Raw genomic sequence first — 20325 nt, 5'->3', positions numbered from 1 at the left:
ACAAAACGGATTAGTTTCTATTTCATAGTATGAGCGGATTTATGGTGAAAGTTGCTGGGAAAGGGGAGGTAATAAATGGAGTACTGAAAATGGAATGAAAAGCTTGAAAATTGTCTTAATTTTCAGTTGGTATTAAAATTGTAATGAAGGGATAGTGTGTTTTTTAATAAGAGATGGGGGAATGGTGATGTCAATGTATTGGTTGACTAATGTAAAACTTGAATCAGGATATACATATGAACAATCAAGAATTTCACATACGGAAACAGAGATATGTAGTCTTCTTATTGAAGAGGGGAAAATTAAAAAAGTTGTATCGGGAATCATTCAGGAGGAAGGGATTTTAACTTTTGATGCTGGTGGTTTATTAACTTTACCAGCTTTTGAAGAGATGCATATTCATATTGATAAAACGTATTATAGTGGGCCATGGAAAGCTTGTATTCCAGCTGAAAATATTTTTACCCGTTTAAATGAAGAGAAAACGATTTTACCGATACAACTAGCAACTGCTCAAAAACGAGCTGAAAATATGTTGGAATTACTACTTCGAAATGGCGCGACCAATATTCGGACACATTGTAATATTGATCCTATTATTGGTCTTGGAAATTTAGAGGCGACATTAGCAGCTTTAGAAACATATCGAGACCGGCTATCAGGAAGAATTGTTGCTTTTCCTCAACATGGATTACTGCGAAGTAATTCTGTGCAACTTGTAAAAGATGCGATGCGTATGGGGGCGCAATTAGTTGGTGGAGTTGACCCTGCTACGGTGGATCATGATATAGAAAAATCATTACATACAATTATAGATATTGCAGTAGAATTTAACGCTGATGTTGATATTCATCTACATGATGCAAATAACCTAGGGACGTTTACGATGAAGAGATTGGTGGCCTTAACAGAAGAAGCGGGATGGCAAGGGCGTGTAACAATTAGTCATGCCCTCGGGCTTGGAGGTGTTACTGATAAAGAAGCGGAAGAAGTAGCAGAAAGGCTTGCGGCGTCACAGATTGATATCACTTCAACCGTTCCGATTGGTAAGCAAGTAATTCCAATCCCGCTACTAGATCGAAAAGGCGTAAAGATTTCTTTAGGAAATGATAGTATTACAGATCATTGGTCCCCGTTCGGTACGGGAGATATGCTTCAAAAAGCAAATCGTTTGGCAGAACGCTTTGGTTGGAATGATGAAAATTCTTTAGGGAAGGCCCTTCGCTTTATTACAGGAGGAAAAGAAACGCTAAATGATGAAGGGAAACGAATATGGCCAAATGTAGGAGATGAAGCAAGTTTTGTCTTTACAAATGCGACATGTGCTGCGGAAGCAGTAGCACGCCAAACAGAAAAACATGCAGTTATGTATAGAGGGAATGTTGTTGCAGGAAATCTGGAGAAAGTAAAATCGAATAATCATGTGTAGAAGAATCATTTAAATCGTTTATGGAGGGTTCTAATTGTGAAATTGGAACTCTTTTTTTTATGCAATGGAAAGGGTTTAACGTTATACTCTCTTATAGGAAAGGTAGAGGGGATGAAAAGATTGGACAATGAACATAATCAAACTCAAAATTATATTATAGGAACTTTACAGTGGTTTATTTTTTTATTAGCAAATTCAATCGCACTACCAATTGTCGTTGGTGGATTATTTCATCTCACGACAGAAGAAATATTTTATTTAATGCAGCGTACTTTTTTTGTGGTAGGTGTATCTTCTTTATTACAAGGATGGATTGGGCATAAGTTGCCGATTGCAGATGGTCCTGCTGGATCTTGGGTTGGTGTATTTACGGTATTAGCTTATGCAACTGTCGGGCAAGAACAATTGCATAGTACGCTGCAAGTTTTAGAATTAGGAATGACGATAGCAGGAATTGTTCTAATTGTACTAGGCGTAACAGGCTTTATTCAGCGTATATTATTTTTATTTACGCCGCTTGTTACAGGTACTTTTTTACTTCTATTATATTTGCAATTAAGCGGTGTATTTTTAAAAGGAATGTTAGGAATTACGACAACGGTTTCTCGAATTGATGGATTTACGGCATTAATAGCATTTGGCATATTTTTATTCGTCATTATACTCTCTAATTTCGGAAGAGGTTTTGTTAAAAGTTATGCGGTTTTAATTGGAATCATCAGCGGGTGGATTATTTTCCTTATCGCAGGAAAAGTGACGATTCCGCCACATGTAACCCATTTTGTTCAACTTCCACATATATTTGCTTGGGGAATACCAAGATGGAATACAGGGATGGCTGTATCGAGCTTTGTTATGGTATGTATTTTAGTTTCAAATACAGTAGCAGCTATTATAGCGATCAATCAAGCTACAATTCATAAAGCGACTATTGAGCAAAAACAATTGAGAAATGGTACATGGGTCGGGGGGATTTCGCATATCATATCTTCTTTATTTTCAACAGTAGGTGTCGTCCCGTTACCAGCAACAGCAGGTTTTATCCGTTTAACAAAACAAAAGCATGTACGCTCTTTCTTATTTGCATGTGTATTGTTAATTCTTATGTCTCTTTTTCCAAGTATCATTCGTTATTTGGCGTCTCTTCCATCTGCGGTCGCATCCGCGGTTTTAATGGCTTCATTTGTACAATTAATTGGAATTGGGTTTCATAATATAAAACAAGTTCCGCTTACCGAACGAAATGTAACTATTTTAGGGGTAGCAGTCTTATTTGGATGCGGTGTCATGTTTTTACCGTCCGTAGCGCTCCAGTCACTACCTTCTGTCGTGCAATACATATGCGGAAATGGCTTGTTCGTCGGTACGGTTGTAAGTATATTACTAGAACACATATGGCGTACGGTAGAATGAATGTATAAGACAAATTTATAAATTGTATAAAAGTCTAAAATAACATAAGAAATGAAGTCTATTTTCATTCACCACCTGCACATTTCGTTCATACAATATCTTGACTAAATAAACACCCAACTTACACATATACAGCTCTGGCTTAAGCAAGGAGGGTTATACCAGTTGAAGGAAAAAGCGTATCAATCTAAACCTTTACTCACAAAGAGAGAGAGAGAAGTATTTGAATTACTGGTTCAAGATAAAACGACGAAGGAAATTGCAGGTGAACTTTTTATAAGTGAAAAAACCGTACGCAACCACATCTCAAACGCAATGCAAAAGCTAGGGGTTAAAGGACGTTCACAAGCGGTTGTTGAGCTTCTTCGTATGGGAGAGCTCGAACTATAATAAAAGAAGCCGACTTTCGTAAAAAAGGTCGGCTATTTTTTTTATAAGCGTCAAATATTCCCCCCTACAAGTTGTAAATAGTCCATGAGATAATCTCCTTACATCCTACATGTAGAGGTTTTTTCATGAAAAAACAGCTTATAAAGAATGGGAAGCCGGCTATGCATAGAAGCCGGTCAGGTCCTTTTCCTGCCCCATGCCAAGTAAAAACAAAGAGAGAAAACAAGTAGTGGTCATCTTTTGTTCTTCAAAGCAGCGACTTATATGTTGAAAAATCAAAATGGATTTATATAGATTGTGAAAAAAGAGATAAGGAGTAAATCTTATCTCTTTTTTGTGTTTAAAACTGATGTTTTTTTGCCATTGGTTCTATACATGTATTTAATATCCAACGTAATACTTTCCATACTTTTTGTTGATTATGTGGTAAATGTGCATTATATATATAGCTGTATTCAATCTGTTGTTTTGCACCGCGATTTCGTTTGAATTCTCCAGCTCCAGCACTACAATGACAAATTAAATTTTTTTCGATAGAATCCATTGTAATAAGGAGGGAAAGAATACGATATAAGCCTTGTTGTTGATCGGAGTTTGTATCATAGCCAAGTATAGGAGTTGTCATAACTCCATCTCTAATAAAATAAGCAATGACACCAGCAATTGTATCGTCTTTTTTAATGACTTTTATTTCAAATAAATGATGTTGAAGTGCATTCCAAAAATAAGCTGGTGTAAACATTGGATTATGAGCGGAATATTTCTCAATATATAGTTGGTTGTATAACTTAGAAATCTGTAAAATGTCCTCTTTTGTTAATCTCTCATTAGTAATTACTTCATAATTACTTTTCTTTAATAACCTTTTATCATTTAATAAGTCTTTTCGTTCTTTCCGGTTCATTTTTTTATAGTATTCTGGATCAAATAAATATATGGAACGAGACATAATTTTATTGTAACCTACCGTAGATAATGCTTGTGTAATTGTAGGATATAATTTGTTATTTAAAGAACGGAATAGAATTGTATGCTCTGGAAATTTCTCAACAAGTAAATTTGTAATCCGCTCGATTTGTTGTTTATTTATAGAATGATAAAGGTTTGTTGATAGCATCCAATTATTTACTACAATTACTTTATTCATATTCGTCCGTCGTAACCAGCTTCCAATGAGATGAATTGGATAAGTTAGTAGCTTTTCTAGCCATGGTTTTTTTAATTCCCATAACTCTTCTATTGCATAGGATATGTAATGTGTATAAGGCGAACATACATATGAATTTTCAAACTCCTCATTATTAACTGTAACTGGTAAGACCAAGTCATCAATTTCTAATAGAAATAGCTTAGTGTCAACATTTTTAATAAATGCTGTAATTCCATGTTGTAAGAGTGGAAGGAAGCTGTCTCTTACATATGCTCCATCTTGTTTTGTGGTCCAGTCGATGCTCTGTAGGGAATGAATATCATGTAGCTTAATCATATATTCTCACCATACTTTATAAGGCTTTCTATTCTTTTTAATTTTTTATCATATAATTGAATGTCATAATGTGAAAAGAGAAAATGTGGTACAACACATTTTTTAGTGGACCATAGTGTGTTTAACTCGCGCATCACATTTGATTTACATGATTTGAAATGTTCAGGTGGTACTTTAAGTTGAATTTCAATTTTTTTTGTACTGTGCTGAATAACTTTAAATTCTTGAATTTTATTGGATGCAAACATCATTGCTCTTCGAATGAAGTCAGGAAAAATAGATACTTCACTCTTATCCAATTCATTTATACCAATAAATATATCATCACATCGACCATCAATTCGTTCTAAGGCTAAGAAGGGGGAATTGCAGGCACACGCTCCTCTTTTCTCAATTAATATGTCATTGAGGCGGTAGCGAATTATAGGTTGTGTTTTTCTCGTGAAATCAGTAATAATGGGAACGAATATCCCCCTTTTTTGATCTAAGTATTCTTTTTCAATATGAACGAGATCTTCATTGATATGTAATGTACCATGTTTACATGTTGTAGCAAGAAACCCTTCTGTACATTGGTAAATTTGGTGTACCGTCTGTTGGAAAGTGGTGCTAATAAAATCTTTATCGATATCTTCCAGTACTTCTGCTACAGAGATAATTTTTTTGGGACAAATCGTAATAAGGCCTTCTTGTTGCCAATGGGAAATTTTTCGCAACATAGAAGGGGGTGCAACTAAAATAGATGGATTTACTTCATTTAATCGAGTGATATGTTGATGAAACGAATCTAGTAAATCAAAAAAATGAAACGAGATTCGCTTATTTTTTGTCGTTTCATATAAATTACTGTTCGCTCGTAAGAAAAAAGCAATTGAATGTTTATGTAGAATGCTAGAAGGAAGCACTTTGCCGATAATAGAACCAGCCCACATCGTTTGTTCTTCCTCAGAAACGAGAAAAATTCCGCGATTTCCACTAGTGCCTGATGATAGCCCAACAGTTATATTATGGATTGTTGGAGAGAAATTTCGGGTCTTTTCAGCTTCAAATGCCACATGAAAGGCCTCTTCCTTTGAAATATTAACAGTATTTAATGTATTAAAGTGCTCCATCATTATTTCTTTGTCAATGATCGGAAGTGCAGCTAAGTTCCCCTCTTGGATTTCTTTTAAAAAAGGTGTATATAACTGACGATAGAAAGGAGACGCCTCTAAAGTAAATAAAAGTTGTTTTGTTATTTTTTGCTTATGAAATTTTTCTAATTGCTCGTGGTTTGAAAAACGTAAGCGATATTTTGTTTTCAAGTATTGCTGGAGAATCCGTAATTTATTCATAGTACACCCCTGCTTTAATTTTATCCCATGTGTGTTCACAATGAGTTGGGAGAATTTCAATCTCAGGTGACATTTGTGATAAATGGTGTAACTTCTCAATATTCTGGCGGTAAGATTTTGCGTCACCAGTTAAAAGATTGGCAATCTTACTAGGAAAAACAAGGTTTTTATAAGTTTTACTTAGCCATACTGCGTCTGCACAAAGAAAAACGATTTTATTACTATGTAAATGGACGAATAGACCAAATTGTCCAATAGAATGTCCCGTTAAATCAACAGCGAGTAATGATCCATCATCAAATACATCATAGCCCTCTTCAAACTTTCCATATGTAGGAGGTAAACTAAGTGATGGAGTTTGATCAATGAATGTCATCCGTTCTTCTAAATCAATTGGTAACGTATCCTTTAAGCAACCTTTTAATAGAGCACCAAATTTACTTCTCTTTTTAATATCTTCATAAGCTTTCGCGAAGGTTACTATTTTTGCTTTTGGAAAGTCGGGTAATCCTGCTGTATGGTCGCCATGAAAATGAGAAAGAATAATATACTTAATTTCTTCTGGTTGAATACCATCAAGAAGTAGTTGCTGTTTAATAGATTGCTCTTCTGTAAAGTGAACAGGGGTAAGCTTAGCGTATACAGAGTAAGGGAATTTTCTTGTCGCTTCTATAAAGTGCCGGGCATACCCGGTATCAAACAAAATATAACCTAAGCTTGGATGTTGAAGTAAACCCACTGTAGCAGGAAAGCAAATTTGTTTCCAACTGCCCTTGGAATATGCAATTTTTTCAGGGTGTGTGCAATATCCCGTATCGTATAGCTTTAAAGATTTTATTTTCATTGTGTTTTCCACCATTCTACAAATTTAGTGATTCCTTCTTCTATACTAATCTTCGGGGTATAGCCTAATTCTTTTTGGGCCTTATCAATGCTTAAAGTCTGGCTTTTGGAAAGTACGCTCACTGTATATTTTGTGAGAATAGGCTCCTTTCCAAGTAAAATAGTTTTTGAAATGCCTTCTAGTATAGCAGCAATTGTAAAAGCGGCTTTGTAGGAAATTTTTTTATATAGTACCTCCTTACCAAGACGTTGCATTACATTCTCAATTACTTCATATAAATTTAGACGTTCGCCATTTGTTATATTGTATTTTTGTCCTAATGTATGTTTAGGTGAATGCATACAAAGGAGTAAGGCGTCTACAACATTCTCGATATATGTAATATCGACAAGTACATCTTCTGTACCAATTCTCGGTAGAGCACCTTTCTCACATACTTTAATAAGGCGTGGTAGAATGGCATTATCTCCTGGACCGAATAAAGCTCGTGGGCGTATCGTGATAACGGGCAAACCATGATTGAACGCTTGATCAACAGCTTGTTCGGCCATGTACTTTGTTTTTGCATAATAGTTTACAAATGTATCAGGAAGTTTCGCATTTTCTACTACATCTTGTCGTGCGTCATAATAGAAATAAATACTCGGTGTTGATACATGGATAAGGCGTTTTATACCAGACTTTTGACTCCCTTCGATAATATGCTTTGTTCCTAACACATTCGCATTATAAAAATCTTTATATTTGCCCCAAGGAGAAGAGAGGGCACCGCTATGAAAGATATAATCTTTATCTTTACAAACTTGTAGAACACTATGTCTGTCCTCAAGAGGACAATGTACAAACTCAATTCCATTTTGTTCTAATAATTTGCCGATTGTTTTATTTCTCCCGGTTGCTGTTACTTCATAGCCCATACTAGCTAATCGAAAAGCAAGTTTTTGCCCTAAAAAGCCCGTTCCTCCAGTCACCAGCATTTTCATAATTTTTCACCGTCCCATGATATGTCATATGTTGTTTGTTCCAAAATAGTTCGGCCATGTTTATTACTTTCAAGCCATAATTTATACATGCTATAAAATTGATAAAAAAATGGTTTCCTATCAGAGCGACTATAAATGATATCTGGATAGGAACATAGGATTTTCCACCATCGTTTACGTGTTTGTTTGCTCTTTAAGTAAGGAGGTGCATATAAAAACATTGCTAATCGAATTGCACATTGCGAATTTTGTTTGGGAATTAGCGTATTGTTCACTTTTTTATCAATAAGGGCGGATAATATTTCCTCATCAAATAAATGTAATCCACTTGTGGTACGTGGATTACATTCAATCGGAATAGCATCTCCATCCTCTGTAATGATAAAATCAAAGGCGATTTGCCCAGAGAAATTTAGCTCCTTTACAATATGTTCAACAAATTGGTCAATTTTTGGGTGGTTAATATGCTTGAAAGCGATAGTAGCGCCTAAACCCGCCGTGAATTCCGTTTTGTAGACAGAGTGAGCTAACACCTTTCCGAATTGTACAATACTGTAGGAGCAATACTGTGTTCCTTTTATAAACTCTTGAATGATATAATTTTGTTTGTTCATCGTGATTCCTTTTACCAGATCTTCCTTTGTAATAAATGATACTTTATCAGAGAAACGCGAAAAAATAGGTTTTAGTACAAAAGGAGTGGTTGGCGACGTTCGCTGAATCATTGCCTGTATGGCTTGCTCGTTATTTGTTCTATACGTTGTAGGAACTTGCCAACCTAATTTCGTTACGAACCGAATAAATTCCCATTTATTATGGAGTAATGAAAGTTTTTGAAACTCGTCTACTAATACATGACAAAATTGACTTAATTTCTTTTTATGTCTAGATATATAAAATATCTCTTCGCAAGTGGGGACAAGTAAATCTACATTATGATTTTGAATAATTGATTGTAGTGCATAGATACTTTCATTTGTTTTCCATTTTGGAGAAGGAATTTCATAAAAATAATCAGTACTCGTTGAAACTTTACTTAATGGATAAGGAATACTATCTGTCATAATGACGGTATGTCCGCTTTTCTTGAACAGTCTGCATAAATGTAATGCTGCTGGCGCGCGTGCCCCTGTTATTAATACTGTTTTTTTAGTACTCAAGAAGAATGCCTCCGATAGAAAGTCCTGCAGAGGTACCCAGTAACAATATTTTACTTCCGCGTTGTACTTTCTTTTGCTTAATTGCTTCGAAAAGAGCGACTGGAATAGATGCAGAAATCATATTCCCGTAGTCTTCAAAAATGGTTATAAAGCGATCCTCATCGACTCCTAATTTTTTACGAATTAGCTTCATAGCTGGCCCGCTTGCTTGGTGAGGAACAATTAAATCAATATCACCTAAGGAATAACCAGTATGCATAAGTAGTTTTTCGATAAAACCTAACATATATTTAGAGGACAATTTGAAAATAGCTCTGCCATTCATATCAAATAAGAAGTCTTCCTTTCGTTCTTCGCTATATTCTCTAGGATGAATCATTGTTCCTCCGCCGCGAATTTCCGATAGGTGCGCACCAGAACTATACGTTTCCATATGGGAAGCTATAATAGAAGAAGTTTGATCGCTTTTTGTTACCACAACAGCAGCTGCGCCATCACCGAATAAAATGCTGCTTTCGTTTTGTCCCCAATTTAATCCTACAGAAGAAATTTCAGAAGAAATGATGACAACATTTTTGTATCTTCCGCATTCAATTGCGTAAGAAATTGTATCAAGTGCTGTTACGAAACTTAAGCATGTTGAGTTGATATCAAAACATGGAATACCGGAATTTTGTAGGCCGAGTTGTTCTTGGATAAGTGATGCAGTAGAAGGAATTGCTTGCTGAATCGTTCCGCTTCCACAGACGATACAATCAATATCGTCCCATGTTAACCTAGCATCTGCTATAGCTTTTTTTGCAGCTTCCGCTCCCATATAAGAAGCTGTTTCGTCAGCAACAAAGTATCGTGTTTTCACCCCGGATTTTTTTAATGTCCAGCCTTCTTGGACACATAACATACGATCTATTTCAAAAGAATCCACTTTTCGTTTTGGAACATATACACCAATGCCTTGTATTTTAATATATCTTTTCATTAAATATCGCCTCTTAATCTTATAAAATTCGTTATATATATATATTATTATAGAAAAAATATTTAAAAAAGTTTTTTTGTGAAATTTAGCATTTTTATAAAATATTTCTATTTCTATTTGAATTTGGTTTAGTTATAATATCTGAAAACTTAGATATTATAACTAATGAAAAGAATAAGTTTCAATTTTATATAGAAGAAGCCGACTTTCATACAGAAGATCGGCTATTTTCTGTCTTGCAAATTATGAAAAAAAGGAGCAAAATAAAAAAGGTCCTAGTCTATACAGGTACAAATGAAAAGTTTTGATACAGGGGACATTTTAAGTAAGCGAACTTAAAGTGTATAAAATATACTGATAAACTTAAAATAAGATGATAAATGAGAGAACGGGTGATTATGTTGAATAGAGCAATCGGTGTCATTGATTCAGGAGTGGGCGGCTTAACGGTAGCGAAGGAGTTAATTCGTCAGTTGCCTAAAGAACGTATTATATATTTAGGGGATACAGCACGTTGCCCTTACGGTCCGCGTTCTCGTGAGGAAGTACGTAAATTTACATGGGAAATGACGGAGCATTTATTAGAACTGAATATTAAAATGCTAGTTATTGCTTGTAATACAGCAACTGCAGTTGTGTTAGAAGAAATGCAGAAACAATTACCAATTCCGGTAGTAGGTGTTATTCACCCAGGATCACGTACAGCGTTAAAAGTGACAAATACGTATCATGTTGGGGTTATTGGAACAATCGGAACAGTGAAAAGTGGTGCGTATGAAGATGCGTTAAAGTCTATTAATAACCGAGTTATGGTAGAGAGTTTAGCGTGCCCGCCTTTTGTTGAACTTGTAGAGAGTGGGAACTTCGAAAGTGCAATGGCGTATGAAGTTGTTAGAGAAACGCTGCAACCATTGAAAAATACTGAAATCGATACACTTATTTTAGGTTGTACACATTATCCGATTTTAGGTCCTGTCATTAAGAAGGCGATGGGAGATAAAGTTCAGTTAATTAGTTCTGGTGATGAAACAGCTCGTGAAGTAAGTACAATCTTATATCATAGTAATATGCTAAATGAGGGAGAAGAGCAAAGTGATCATCTCTTCTTAACGACAGGGAAAATAGATTTATTTAAAGAAATTGCATCGAAATGGTTTGGACAGCCAATCGAAAATGTGAAGCATATTAGTTTAGAAACGAAATAATAGTAGATTCGTAAAAAAACTCCTGAGAAATCAGGAGTTTTTTTATGGAGAAAGTTTTTTGTGAGTCGTCACAGCTTGTTCTAAAACATGGGAAAGCTCGTATATATAGTACAAACTTAGATTTTAGGGGGGAATAGTATGCCTAAATCCACTTTGAAATGGGTTGTTGGTGCTACTGTGAGTGCGGTTTTATTAACGGGGTGCGGTTTATTAAATCAGGAAAAAGCGACGGAGCAAATTGATCCACCGAAAAAGGTTACGTATACAGAAGGTGAAAAGAAAGATACTGCTAAAAAAGATAAACAAGGGCAAACGGTAAACCGAGAGTTATACCTTGTTGATAAAAATGGTTATGTTGTACCACAAACAATTGCAATGCCTACGCCAAAAGCAAATGAAGTTGTGAAACAAACGTTGGAATACCTTGTGAAAGACGGTCCGGTAACAAATGTATTACCGAATGGATTCCGTGCAGTTCTTCCGGCGAATACAACGATGACTCTAGATTTGAAAAAAGACGGGACAGCGATAATTGATTTCTCTAAAGAGATGAAAGGTTACGCAAAAGAAGAAGAACGTCAAATTGTTGAATCGGTAGCGTGGACGCTGACTCAATTTAAAGATATAAAACAAGTGCAGTTCCAAATAAATGGTGAAAAATTAACGAAGATGCCTGTTGGTGGTACGCCGCTTGGGGAAGGGGTGAGTCGTGCGAATGGAATTAACTTTGATGATGAACAAGTAACAGATGTCACGAATACAAAACCGGTTACCCTTTACTTCATGGCGCAGAGTAATAAACAGCAATACTATGTACCGGTGACGCGCCGGGTGGCAGATGGTAAGGAAAATGATATTACGACAGTTGTGAACGAGCTTGTAAAGGGACCATCTCACGGATCGTTATTGAATGATTTTAACCCAGGTGTAAAGCTTGTCAGTGATCCGAAATTACAAGATGGACAGATTACATTAAATTTTAATGAAAATATATACGCGAATAAAGACAAAAATATGATTTCGAATTATGTACTAAAATCACTTGTCTTATCTTTAACGGAAAAACAAGGTGTGAAAAATGTCTCTGTTGAAGTAAATGGGAAAGCGAATCTTACGAATGAGCAGGGTGAAAAGTTAATAAAACCTGTTAATCGTCCACAAAACGTAAATACAGGTAGTTTTTAATCGTAAATAATTTGATATACTTATGTAGGAAAGGGGAATTTCTTTTTGAGTTCCCCTTCTTCTATTGTTATACATATCATACATTTAAAATTGGCTATACTAACAAGTAGCAGTTATGAGGGGGTTATTTTATGCGAGTAGATGGTAGAGGGAAAGCAGAACTACGCCATATACATATTCATACAAATTATTTAAAACATCCGGAAGGGTCAGTACTAATTGAAGTTGGGGATACAAAGGTAATCTGTTCAGCGACAATCGAAGAGCGTGTACCACCGTTTATGCGTGGAGAAGGAAAAGGGTGGGTAACAGCAGAATATGCAATGATTCCACGTGCGACTGAGCAACGTACGATTCGTGAGTCTAGTAAAGGGAAAGTAACAGGACGTACAATGGAAATTCAACGTTTAATTGGACGAGCATTACGTGCTGTTGTTGATTTAGAAGCGCTTGGCGAAAGGACAGTTTGGATTGACTGTGATGTAATTCAAGCGGATGGTGGAACGAGAACAGCTTCTATTACAGGTGCTTATGTAGCGATGGTATTAGCGTTTGGAAAATTATTGCAAGCAGAAAAAGTCTCTAAAATTCCAGTAAAAGATTATTTAGCAGCAACGTCAGTTGGTATTGTTGAAGAACAAGGTGTTGTTTTAGATTTAAACTATGCAGAAGATTCTAAAGCAGACGTTGATATGAACGTTATTATGACTGGAAAAGGCCAACTTGTTGAAGTGCAAGGGACTGGCGAAGAAGCGACGTTTAGTAGAGCTGAATTAAACGAACTACTTGATGCAGCAGAACAAGGGATTTTCCAACTTGTTGAAAAGCAAAAAGAAGCGTTAGGTGACATCGTATCTCATATAGAGTAGAGGTGGAAAATATGAAGCAAGTTGTTGTGGCAACGAAAAATATCGGGAAAGTTCGTGAGTTTGCGGAGTTATTTGAGAGATTTGATTTAGAAGTGAAATCTCTTCATGACTTCCCTCATATTGAAGAAGTTGAAGAAACTGGTGAAACATTTGAAGAGAATGCGATTTTAAAAGCGGATAGTTTATGTAAGCAATTAAATGCGATTGTTATTGCGGACGACTCTGGCCTTATTGTCGATGCTTTAAATGGAAGACCTGGTGTTCGCTCAGCTCGTTTTGCTGGTGAACCGAAAGATGATCAGGCGAATATTGATAAAGTTTTAACAGAATTAAAGGGTGTAGCTCTAGAAAAACGTACTGCACGCTTTTACTGCGCTTTAGCAGTTGCGTTCCCTGAAGCTGATAAAGAGCCGGTTATTGTAAACGGAACGTGCGAGGGAAAGATTTTAGAACAGCGTCGTGGTGAAAATGGTTTCGGATACGATCCAATCTTTTATGTAGAAGAATATAAAAAGGCGATGGCTGAATTAAGTTCAGATGAAAAGAATGCCATTAGTCACCGTGGGCGTGCTCTTCGTAAATTAGAAGAAAAAATCCCAGAATGGTTTTTAGGAGAATAAGGGAGAGAGATTGATGAAAGCTTTAATCGTAAGCGATAGTCATAGCTCGGTGGAAGAATTACAGCAATTAAAGGGAAAATATGAAGGTAAAGTAGATGTTATGATTCATTGCGGTGATTCTGAGTTAACATTAGATCATGAAGAGTTGAAAGGCTTCCGTGTCGTAAAAGGAAATTGTGATTACGCAAATTTTCAAGATGAAATTGTTACTGATGTAGAGGGGATTCGCTTTTTAGTCGTGCATGGACATCGTCATAATGTTAAAATGACATTACAAACATTGGCATACCATGCAGAAGAAGTAGGGGCGCATGTTGCGTGCTTTGGGCATTCTCACGTGTTAGGAACAGAATTGATGGATGGGGTATTATTTATTAACCCAGGAAGCATTTTGTTGCCGCGTTCTCGTGTGGAGAAAACGTTCGCTTTATTAGAAATGGATGAAAAACATATAGAAGTTCGTTTTGAAACGATAGACGGACAAGTGATAGAACAAGCAACTTTTAAAAGAGGATAAGAAAAATTATCCTCTTTTTAAAAAAAGTGTTGACTTTATGTGAAGCTGCGAATATACTAAATATTGTCGATAGGACATCAGCGGTAATGAAAAATGAAAATAACATATGCGGGTGTAGTTTAGTGGTAAAACAAGAGCCTTCCAAGCTCTGGTCGAGAGTTCGATTCTCTTCACCCGCTCCATGTCCCAGTAGCTCAGCAGGATAGAGCAACGGCCTTCTAAGCCGTCGGTCGGGAGTTCGAATCTCTCCTGGGACGCTAAGAAAACCTTGTTATCTTTTGATAACAAGGTTTTTTGTTTAATTATTAATAAATTTTTCAAAGACAAAACCATAATCTTTCACATTATATTGTTTTTTCGTATCAATAAGCCAATTAAAGGCGATCTCATTCATCTCTTTAAATTGCTCTGCCAGATTTACTTGTGTGTTCGTAATACGGCTAAAAGTGTTAGAAGCCATATCTAAGCTTTTATGAGCGTATTGCAATGTAATATCGTTGTCGTATGAAATTTCTTCGATTTTAAGAAGTGCTTTATATAAGTCTTTTAATTCCTCGATATGTTTTTTATGAACATCAATTGAATAATACTCGTCTCCCATATGAAACTTAATTTCTACATCTAAATCAATTGTGCCTGCCGTTTCGAGTGCTACATTTTTAATTTGGTACTTACTATAGCTATAGCGGCGCAGCGTACGCTTTTTGCTTGTTGCACTTGTACCATCTAGATGGAGTAACCCTTTGTTTGTAAAACAATATTCATCTGATTTTGATTTAAGTAAGAAAGTAAATTTTCTCCCCATCTTCATGCATAACGTAATCGTCAGCATCAGCATCGACCTTATCATAATCTTTCGGTGTAATGACAGAACCTACATCGCTTAACCCCAAATTATTTAGTAAATCCATTAGTTTGAGAGTGGATTCTCCAAAAAATCACCAAGAGAAAAAAGTTAATTTTGCAAATGATTATAGAGAAATTCCATGAAGTCGCCTCTAGTTAAATGAGGTGTTTTTTTATGTGTTTGGAAATCTTACAATTCTGTAAGGTAAGTGTAAGGAAGTTCGATGGTAACAAATTGTTAATCTTTTATAATTAAGGTAACAACGATAAAACGAGGAGGAAGAAATGATGAAAGGATTAATCATAACGGGTTTAACAGTAGCTTTTGGGTTTGTAGCATATGAGAAATTAACATATGTCATTGATGTTGTAAAACATTTAGTAGCATAGAAAAAAACTGCCATGAGAGGGAAAGGGAATGAGTAAATGAATGGAATGGTTATTTGGAATTATAGGTGTTTGTAGTGTAGTTTTATTGTTCTTTGTCCCGAGTGGTATATTTAGTTCGACTACAAGTTTGTTTTTCTTAAGTTTGTTTGCTTGTTCGATGCTTATTATTATGTTTTTAATGAAGCGAAGTAAACCGATCTTCTTTTTTAGCATGATTGTTATGGCAATTATTGTTCTCCAAATTATTACCCTTGTTGTATATCCTACCATTATAAAAGCTTTCCACTAATATGAAATCCTCCGTGTTCATGGCTGAGGGTTTTTATTTGTATAAAATTGAAATTTTATAGTTCGAATTTTTAAAGATTAATTGTAAAAATTAAATATTTTTATATTTCAAATAAATAAAGTCGAAATGTTGTTTTCTTATTACGCATTTGATATATTTACTTTGAAGATATTTAAAATCTAGAAAAAGAGGCGGACGTATGGATAAAAAAGAAAATACGGTCGTATTGTTTCCTCAGTTGTCGGAACGTTATATTGATGAAGGTTTTTTGGCACTGAAGGAGCGGAAGTTCGAAGATGCATTGCGCTGCTTTGAAATATTACGTCAGTATAATGCGGAAACGGAACAAACAGAATTAGCTTCAGTTATTTGTTTGCTTGAGTTAAAACGGATAGAAGAGTCGAAAGAAAAATGTGAGCAGTTGCTTGAAACAGGAACCCTCTTATTTGGTGATATTCTGGAAACTTATGTAACTATTTTAGTACAAACAAATGATTACGAAGGTGTAATTGAAACTGTTGAGGAAGTGTTACAAACGAAAGAGTTGATCCCAGAGCAGAAGGAAAAATTAGCACAACTTGCCTTGTTTGCGCAAGGGATGTTAGATGGGGAAAATGCACCTCAGATAGATTCGAATTTCGATTTGGATGAATTTACTAAAGAGCTGTTTGGAGAGAGTTTCGGTCAGAAACTACGAGCAATTCAGGATCTTTTATTAAAGGATCTTGATAAGGCGTTGCCTGCTTTGAGGAAGTTTTTAATAGATGAAGAGCAGCATCCTTATTTGAAAACTTCTATTTTGTATAAAATGGTAGAAAATCAAATGGAAGAAGAAATAGAAGTGGAGAAGTTTGGGGATAAAATTACAATTATTCCGGCATTTACGGGTCATAATGAGGAGAAATCCGATAAAATTATACATATATTATCGAATCGATTAGAACATAATCATCCAGATATATTTGATACAATGATTACATATTGGAGAGAAATGCAAGCTAGTATTTTTCCATTCCCTCTATTTATGGAGAAAGCCGAAATTTGGGCAGCTGTTTTAGAGAGAATAGGGAGAAAGCGTTTCGGATTGATCATTGATGAAGATGAACTTATGACAGCATATAATATTACGTTTGAGGAATTTCATATTGCCTATCAATGGCTTTTGCGTGTTGAGAGGGAAGGGTATTTACCTGTATAATGTGAAAAAGAATCGTTCAGTTATTGAAACGAGAATATTCTATGTTATAATGTAAGGGTTGCAAAAGGCAGAAAACTGCCTGTTTGTAAGAGAAGAGGAGTATAATTCTCTTACTTAATATGTTTCATATTAGTCTCGAACAAAATATACCGTAATTGTCTTTTAGGCAATTAATAGATTAAAACTGTGTATTTGAAAGCTTGATTATATCAGCTTTTACACTTTTGTTATTTCTAAAAAGAGATAATAGAAATCTTAATCTATAGAGGTATGTGCATACATTATTATAGTTGGAGGGAAAGAATAAATGGCTGCAAAATGGGAAAAATTAGAAGGTAACGTTGGCGTTTTAACAATCGAAGTTGATGCTAAAGAAGTAAACAACTCTATTGACGCTGCGTTCAAAAAAGTAGTGAAAACAATTAACGTACCAGGTTTCCGTAAAGGAAAAATGCCTCGTCCGTTATTCGAACAACGCTTTGGTGTTGAATCTTTATACCAAGATGCTTTAGATATCATTTTACCAAAAGCATACGGTGAAGCAATTGATGCAACTGGTATCTTCCCAGTTGCTCATCCTGAAATCGACATCGAGAAATTTGAAAAAAATGCTAATCTTATCTTCACTGCAAAAGTTACAGTAAAACCTGAAGTAAAATTAGGTGAATACAAAGGCTTAGCAGTAGAAAAAGTTGAAACAACTGTAACTGACGAAGATGTAGAGAACGAATTAAAAGCTTTACAAGAGCGTCAAGCTGAATTAGTTGTTAAAGAAGAAGGCACTGCTGAAAACGGCGATACAGCTGTAATCGACTTCGAAGGTTTCGTTGATGGCGAAGCATTTGAAGGCGGAAAAGGCGAAAACTACTCTCTAGCAATCGGTTCTGGTACATTCATCCCAGGTTTCGAAGAGCAAATCATTGGTCTTAAAGCTGGTGAGTCTAAAGACGTTGAAGTATCATTCCCAGAAGAGTACCATGCTGCTGAATTAGCTGGCAAACCAGCAACATTCAAAGTAACAGTTCATGAAATTAAATCAAAAGAACTTCCTGAGTTAAACGACGAGTTTGCTAAAGATGCTGACGAAGAAGTTGCAACTCTTGATGAATTAAAAACAAAACTTCGCACAAACTTAGAAGAAGGCAAAAAGCACGAAGCTGAGCACAAAGTACGTGACGAAGTAGTAGAATTAGCTGCTGCTAACGCTGAAATCGAAATTCCAGAAGCTATGATCGACACTGAGTTAGATCGTATGGTTCGTGAATTCGAGCAACGTTTAAGCCAACAAGGTATGAACCTTGAGCTTTACTACCAATTCACAGGTACTGATGCTGACAAATTAAAAGAGCAAATGAAAGAAGATGCACAAAAACGTGTAAGAATCAATCTTGTTCTTGAAGCTATCATTGAAGCTGAAAACATCGAAGTTACTGAAGAAGAAGTAACTGCAGAAGTTGAAAAAATGGCTGAAATGTACGGTATGCCAGTAGACGCTATCAAGCAAGCTCTTGGAAGCACAGAAGCTCTAGCTGAAGATCTTAAAGTTCGTAAAGCTGTAGACTTCTTAGTAGACAACAGCAAAGCTGCATAATAAAATAACAAGGCACGATTTTAATCGTGCCTTGTTTTATAAATATAGATATAAATATATTTATAAAACTTTTTCGATGAAGAAGGAAAAGATCCTTTAAAAGTCGAATATACATATTTCAAAAGTTTTAAAAACTTTTTATTTGTACATAACTAGTCATATTATTTGTATTTCTAGCCACGTAGTGACATAATATGTATTTACATACGATACATTTATCGTGTACATACGAAGGCAAGATATTAGCACTTTGTAAGGGGTGTGAAAATATGTTTAAATTTAATGATGAAAAAGGGCAATTGAAATGTTCTTTCTGTGGTAAAACACAAACGCAAGTTCGAAAGCTAGTTGCTGGTCCAGGTGTTTACATTTGTGATGAGTGTATCGAGCTTTGTACTGAAATTGTACAAGAGGAGCTTGCGAAAGACGAAGAAGTAGAATTCAAAGATGTACCGAAACCGGTAGAAATTCGTGAAATCTTAGATGAGTATGTCATTGGACAAGATAATGCGAAGAAAGCACTAGCGGTAGCGGTATATAACCATTACAAACGCATCAATTCTAACAGCAAAATTGATGATGTAGAATTGGCGAAGAGTAATATCGCACTTATCGGGCCGACAGGTAGTGGTAAAACACTATTGGCACAAACGTTAGCGCGTATTTTAAATGTTCCATTTGCAATCGCGGATGCAACATCTTTAACAGAAGCTGGATATGTTGGGGAAGATGTAGAAAACATCTTACTAAAGCTAATTCAAGCAGCTGATTACGATGTAGAGAAAGCGGAAAAAGGAATCATTTATATTGATGAGATTGATAAAGTAGCACGTAAGTCAGAAAATCCATCAATTACACGTGATGTATCTGGTGAAGGTGTACAGCAGGCACTTCTGAAAATTTTAGAAGGTACTGTAGCGAGCGTTCCACCTCAAGGTGGTCGTAAACATCCTCATCAAGAGTTTATTCAAATTGATACAACGAACATCTTATTCATTTGTGGTGGAGCGTTTGATGGCATCGAGCCAATTATTAAACGTCGCCTTGGTGAAAAAGTAATTGGATTTGGTTCAGAGAAGAAAAATGCTGACGTAAATGAGAAGCATGTTTTATCTCACGTACTACCAGAAGATCTTTTAAGATTTGGTTTAATTCCAGAGTTTATCGGTCGTCTTCCAGTTATTGCAAACCTAGAACCACTTGATGAAGATGCTCTTGTTGATATTTTAACGAAACCGAAAAATGCACTTGTTAAGCAATTCCAAAAATTATTGGAGCTTGACGATGTTGAGTTGGAGTTTGAAGAAGGCGCATTGATTGAAATTGCGAAAAAAGCGATTGAACGTAAAACAGGTGCTCGTGGACTTCGTTCTATCATTGAAGGCTTAATGCTTGAAGTAATGTTCGAACTTCCATCTCGCAAAGATATCGAGAAGTGTATTCTTACAAAAGAAGCAGTAGCGGATGATGCACCGCCAAAATTGGTGTTGCAAGACGGTACTGTACTTGATACAAAAACATCTGCATAATGCAAAAGAGAAACAGCAATTTTTATAATTGCTGTTTTTCTTTATGTTTAGCACCTTTCCTCCGCGGA

General features: G+C 35.7%; 18 protein-coding genes, 2 tRNA genes and 2 pseudogenes. 15 read left to right on the top strand and 7 right to left on the bottom strand.

Features of this window, described 5'->3' with window-relative positions; translation table 11 throughout:
* The first annotated feature begins 187 nt into the window (after window positions 1–187).
* From DJ93_RS08150 to gerE, 3 genes are all read left to right on the top strand, one after another.
* Window positions 188–1429, top strand: a complete 1242-nt coding sequence (locus DJ93_RS08150) for an amidohydrolase family protein (RefSeq protein WP_042980148.1) — start codon at window positions 188–190, stop codon at window positions 1427–1429.
* A gap of 111 nt (window positions 1430–1540) precedes the next feature.
* Window positions 1541–2842 (top strand): purine/pyrimidine permease, encoded by a 1302-nt coding sequence (locus DJ93_RS08145; RefSeq protein ID WP_042984161.1) that lies wholly within the window; start codon window positions 1541–1543, stop codon window positions 2840–2842.
* 165 nt (window positions 2843–3007) lie between these two features.
* Window positions 3008–3232: a spore germination transcription factor GerE gene (gerE, locus tag DJ93_RS08140; RefSeq protein WP_000659484.1), complete on the top strand. Its 225-nt coding sequence runs from the start codon at window positions 3008–3010 to the stop codon at window positions 3230–3232.
* A gap of 340 nt (window positions 3233–3572) precedes the next feature.
* On the opposite strand, the gene DJ93_RS08135 is transcribed toward gerE, so the two are convergent.
* From DJ93_RS08135 to DJ93_RS08110, 6 genes are read right to left on the bottom strand one after another with little or no spacing between them, the layout of a single operon-like run.
* On the bottom strand, window positions 3573–4718 hold the full coding sequence (locus DJ93_RS08135; protein WP_042980147.1) for a hypothetical protein: 1146 nt from the start codon (window positions 4716–4718) through the stop codon (window positions 3573–3575).
* On the bottom strand, window positions 4715–6052 hold the full coding sequence (locus DJ93_RS08130; protein ID WP_042980146.1) for a F390 synthetase-related protein: 1338 nt from the start codon (window positions 6050–6052) through the stop codon (window positions 4715–4717). The genes DJ93_RS08135 and DJ93_RS08130 overlap by 4 nt, the downstream gene beginning before the upstream one ends.
* Window positions 6045–6896, bottom strand: a complete 852-nt coding sequence (locus DJ93_RS08125) for an MBL fold metallo-hydrolase (RefSeq protein WP_042980145.1) — start codon at window positions 6894–6896, stop codon at window positions 6045–6047. The genes DJ93_RS08130 and DJ93_RS08125 overlap by 8 nt, the downstream gene beginning before the upstream one ends.
* On the bottom strand, window positions 6893–7879 hold the full coding sequence (locus DJ93_RS08120; protein WP_042980143.1) for an NAD-dependent epimerase/dehydratase family protein: 987 nt from the start codon (window positions 7877–7879) through the stop codon (window positions 6893–6895). The genes DJ93_RS08125 and DJ93_RS08120 overlap by 4 nt, the downstream gene beginning before the upstream one ends.
* Window positions 7876–9039, bottom strand: coding sequence for an ATP-grasp domain-containing protein (locus DJ93_RS08115; protein WP_042980142.1), 1164 nt, complete (start codon window positions 9037–9039; stop codon window positions 7876–7878). Before DJ93_RS08115 ends, DJ93_RS08120 begins: the two co-directional genes overlap by 4 nt.
* Entirely contained in the window at window positions 9029–10018 is a 990-nt protein-coding gene (locus DJ93_RS08110) for a beta-ketoacyl-ACP synthase III (protein ID WP_042980141.1), read from the bottom strand. Before DJ93_RS08110 ends, DJ93_RS08115 begins: the two co-directional genes overlap by 11 nt.
* Window positions 10019–10398: 380 nt before the next feature.
* Between DJ93_RS08110 and racE the strand changes: the two genes are divergently transcribed.
* From racE to DJ93_RS08075, 7 genes are all read left to right on the top strand, one after another.
* Window positions 10399–11223 carry a glutamate racemase gene (gene racE / locus DJ93_RS08105; RefSeq protein WP_042980138.1) on the top strand — a complete coding sequence of 275 codons (825 nt, stop codon included), beginning with the start codon at window positions 10399–10401 and terminating at the stop codon, window positions 11221–11223.
* A 138-nt stretch (window positions 11224–11361) separates the two neighbouring features.
* Window positions 11362–12408 (top strand): GerMN domain-containing protein, encoded by a 1047-nt coding sequence (locus DJ93_RS08100; protein WP_042980137.1) that lies wholly within the window; start codon window positions 11362–11364, stop codon window positions 12406–12408.
* A gap of 131 nt (window positions 12409–12539) precedes the next feature.
* On the top strand, window positions 12540–13277 hold the full coding sequence (gene rph / locus DJ93_RS08095; protein WP_042980136.1) for a ribonuclease PH: 738 nt from the start codon (window positions 12540–12542) through the stop codon (window positions 13275–13277).
* An 11-nt stretch (window positions 13278–13288) separates the two neighbouring features.
* Window positions 13289–13897, top strand: coding sequence for an XTP/dITP diphosphatase (locus DJ93_RS08090; RefSeq protein WP_042980135.1), 609 nt, complete (start codon window positions 13289–13291; stop codon window positions 13895–13897).
* A 13-nt stretch (window positions 13898–13910) separates the two neighbouring features.
* Window positions 13911–14414, top strand: a complete 504-nt coding sequence (locus DJ93_RS08085; protein ID WP_042980134.1) for a YfcE family phosphodiesterase — start codon at window positions 13911–13913, stop codon at window positions 14412–14414.
* Window positions 14415–14522: 108 nt separating this feature from the next.
* Window positions 14523–14596 (top strand) — tRNA-Gly (locus DJ93_RS08080).
* A gap of 1 nt (window position 14597) precedes the next feature.
* A tRNA-Arg gene (locus tag DJ93_RS08075) sits at window positions 14598–14671 on the top strand.
* A gap of 41 nt (window positions 14672–14712) precedes the next feature.
* On the opposite strand, the pseudogene DJ93_RS08070 reads toward DJ93_RS08075, so the two are convergent.
* A pseudogene (locus DJ93_RS08070) lies at window positions 14713–15325 on the bottom strand (PH domain-containing protein).
* On the opposite strand from DJ93_RS08070, the pseudogene DJ93_RS35000 reads away from it, so the two are divergent.
* The 5 genes and pseudogenes from DJ93_RS35000 to clpX form a co-directional block, all read left to right on the top strand.
* Window positions 15300–15404 (top strand): annotated as a pseudogene (locus DJ93_RS35000) (group I intron-associated PD-(D/E)XK endonuclease); the annotation flags it as partial. The pseudogenes DJ93_RS08070 and DJ93_RS35000 sit on opposite strands and share 26 nt — an antisense overlap.
* Before the next feature lie 286 nt (window positions 15405–15690).
* On the top strand, window positions 15691–15939 hold the full coding sequence (locus DJ93_RS30205) for a hypothetical protein (protein ID WP_080743389.1): 249 nt from the start codon (window positions 15691–15693) through the stop codon (window positions 15937–15939).
* A gap of 199 nt (window positions 15940–16138) precedes the next feature.
* A complete protein-coding gene (locus tag DJ93_RS08060) occupies window positions 16139–17137 on the top strand; it encodes a hypothetical protein (RefSeq protein ID WP_042980131.1) in 999 nt (332 codons plus the stop codon).
* 307 nt (window positions 17138–17444) lie between these two features.
* Window positions 17445–18728, top strand: a complete 1284-nt coding sequence (gene tig, locus DJ93_RS08055) for a trigger factor (protein WP_042980129.1) — start codon at window positions 17445–17447, stop codon at window positions 18726–18728.
* A 269-nt stretch (window positions 18729–18997) separates the two neighbouring features.
* Window positions 18998–20257 (top strand): ATP-dependent protease ATP-binding subunit ClpX, encoded by a 1260-nt coding sequence (gene clpX, locus DJ93_RS08050; protein WP_042980127.1) that lies wholly within the window; start codon window positions 18998–19000, stop codon window positions 20255–20257.
* Window positions 20258–20325: the final 68 nt, after the last annotated feature.

This window comes from Bacillus clarus, from assembly GCF_000746925.1.
Classification (GTDB): domain Bacteria; phylum Bacillota; class Bacilli; order Bacillales; family Bacillaceae_G; genus Bacillus_A; species Bacillus_A clarus.
The sequence above is the reverse complement of the archived record's forward strand: the minus strand, read 5'-3'. Positions and strand labels throughout refer to the sequence as shown.

Bases quoted from the DNA above. Each gene is read 5' to 3' on its own strand.
- clpX (WP_042980127.1), top strand. From the start codon at position 18,998: ATGTTTAAATTTAATGATGAAAAAGGGCAATTGAAATGTTCTTTCTGT.
- DJ93_RS08145 (WP_042984161.1), top strand. From the start codon at position 1,541: ATGAAAAGATTGGACAATGAACATAATCAAACTCAAAATTATATTATA.
- DJ93_RS08135 (WP_042980147.1), bottom strand. From the start codon at position 4,718: ATGATTAAGCTACATGATATTCATTCCCTACAGAGCATCGACTGGACC.
- DJ93_RS08110 (WP_042980141.1), bottom strand. From the start codon at position 10,018: ATGAAAAGATATATTAAAATACAAGGCATTGGTGTATATGTTCCAAAA.
- DJ93_RS08120 (WP_042980143.1), bottom strand. From the start codon at position 7,879: ATGAAAATGCTGGTGACTGGAGGAACGGGCTTTTTAGGGCAAAAACTT.
- tig (WP_042980129.1), top strand. From the start codon at position 17,445: ATGGCTGCAAAATGGGAAAAATTAGAAGGTAACGTTGGCGTTTTAACA.
- racE (WP_042980138.1), top strand. From the start codon at position 10,399: ATGAGAGAACGGGTGATTATGTTGAATAGAGCAATCGGTGTCATTGAT.
- rph (WP_042980136.1), top strand. From the start codon at position 12,540: ATGCGAGTAGATGGTAGAGGGAAAGCAGAACTACGCCATATACATATT.
- DJ93_RS30205 (WP_080743389.1), top strand. From the start codon at position 15,691: ATGGAATGGTTATTTGGAATTATAGGTGTTTGTAGTGTAGTTTTATTG.
- DJ93_RS08060 (WP_042980131.1), top strand. From the start codon at position 16,139: ATGGATAAAAAAGAAAATACGGTCGTATTGTTTCCTCAGTTGTCGGAA.
- DJ93_RS08125 (WP_042980145.1), bottom strand. From the start codon at position 6,896: ATGAAAATAAAATCTTTAAAGCTATACGATACGGGATATTGCACACAC.
- DJ93_RS08100 (WP_042980137.1), top strand. From the start codon at position 11,362: ATGCCTAAATCCACTTTGAAATGGGTTGTTGGTGCTACTGTGAGTGCG.
- DJ93_RS08130 (WP_042980146.1), bottom strand. From the start codon at position 6,052: ATGAATAAATTACGGATTCTCCAGCAATACTTGAAAACAAAATATCGC.
- DJ93_RS08085 (WP_042980134.1), top strand. From the start codon at position 13,911: ATGAAAGCTTTAATCGTAAGCGATAGTCATAGCTCGGTGGAAGAATTA.
- DJ93_RS08090 (WP_042980135.1), top strand. From the start codon at position 13,289: ATGAAGCAAGTTGTTGTGGCAACGAAAAATATCGGGAAAGTTCGTGAG.
- DJ93_RS08150 (WP_042980148.1), top strand. From the start codon at position 188: ATGTCAATGTATTGGTTGACTAATGTAAAACTTGAATCAGGATATACA.